We start from the raw sequence: 1,209 nt of genomic DNA, 5'->3' as shown, positions 1-1,209 counted from the left end.
ACGTCACTCCCTCTAAACTGAATGGAAAACCGTAACCCGTCAAGACAAATATAAAGAAAAAAAGAAAGTTGGTGGAATTGTTGGAATGTAAGGATTACATTGTTCCATTGAATCCAGATGTGATCGTTAAGAAGACAATCTATCGGAGTTCTGCAAGAATTACTGATCGACAAAGGAACCAAGTGAAGAGAGTTTTGCGTAGTCAAGGGTATCAGGGAAGAATTAGTAGTATTCGATATACTCGGGTAAATTACAAGTATTCCTTTAAAGTATCCGTGAAGTATCAGGGGAGTGTCGGTAAGTTTTTGGTTAATACAAAGAATGAGACAGTTGAATTTAAGGGAATGGTCTAGGAGTAATACCAGTAATTTTCACAAACTTCCTTTCCCCAATTAAAGTCAATCTGCGACCTATACCACTTCTTTTTTGGACAAGTTCACAATCAAAAAAGAACGGAATGTGGAAGTTCCGCGGTGAATGTGGGTTACTTGGTATACTAAAAAAGGCTCCCGGTTTAACACTGGAGGCCTTTTTTCTAGGTTACATATTTTGAGGATGAATGTTTTTATCTTCGTAGCTTTTACTTGGGTGCTGTAACATGATGAATACTGCTTAGTTTTTGGTGCCGTACCCCGCAACAAATGCGGCGCTTCATTGGCATTATCTTAAATGCTAAGTACCGAGTTGAGAAAGATCACAAAGATATTGGTGTCATAATCCCGCTTTACGACGAAGAACTGAAACCTTTAATGACTAAAGCCTTGAGACGCTACTTTAACGCCCTGAGAAGCAATGAGAAGCACATCAAGAATGTTGAGAACTACTTGTACGGCACCATGCAAAACCTATTTGGCGTTTGGTGGAATAAACAAGCGGCTAGAGAATATGCGGCCAAACACCCCGAAGAAGAAAAGTCGGCCGACAACGATAACAGTGGGTTGTACTACTAGTCCTAAAAGGCTACAAAATCCTTTCTAAACAGTTTTAAGACTTACTAACATCTTTATACTCAAGTTAGATTTAAATGGCTTAAACAGAAGAATAGGGGCTTTTAAATGAGTGCCAGAGCTAACCAGCTCAAAAGTTCAGCCTTTAGATCAACGCCAAGCTCAAGTGATTTGAGGCCAGGGCTTTATCTATTGATAAGGTACTCAAAAGGTAGTATAATGGTAGTAGTGAAAGAAAGGAGATGAGACAATCATGGCAGTT

At 39.3% G+C, this 1,209-nt stretch carries 1 protein-coding gene and 1 pseudogene; both read left to right on the top strand.

Annotated elements, in window-relative coordinates; all coding sequences use genetic code 11:
• Positions 1–80 precede the first annotated feature (80 nt).
• Positions 81–353 (top strand): hypothetical protein, encoded by a 273-nt coding sequence (locus IV84_RS10450; RefSeq protein WP_056986628.1) that lies wholly within the window; start codon positions 81–83, stop codon positions 351–353.
• A 255-nt stretch (positions 354–608) separates the two neighbouring features.
• Positions 609–950 (top strand): annotated as a pseudogene (locus IV84_RS10445) (replication initiator protein A); the annotation flags it as partial.
• Between the last annotated feature and the right edge of the window lie 259 nt (positions 951–1,209).

Origin of the sequence: Pediococcus damnosus, assembly GCF_001437255.1 — a bacterium.
Classification (GTDB): Bacteria; Bacillota; Bacilli; order Lactobacillales; family Lactobacillaceae; genus Pediococcus; species Pediococcus damnosus.
Note: the sequence above shows the minus strand (reverse complement) of the source record. Positions and strands in the feature narration are given on the sequence as shown.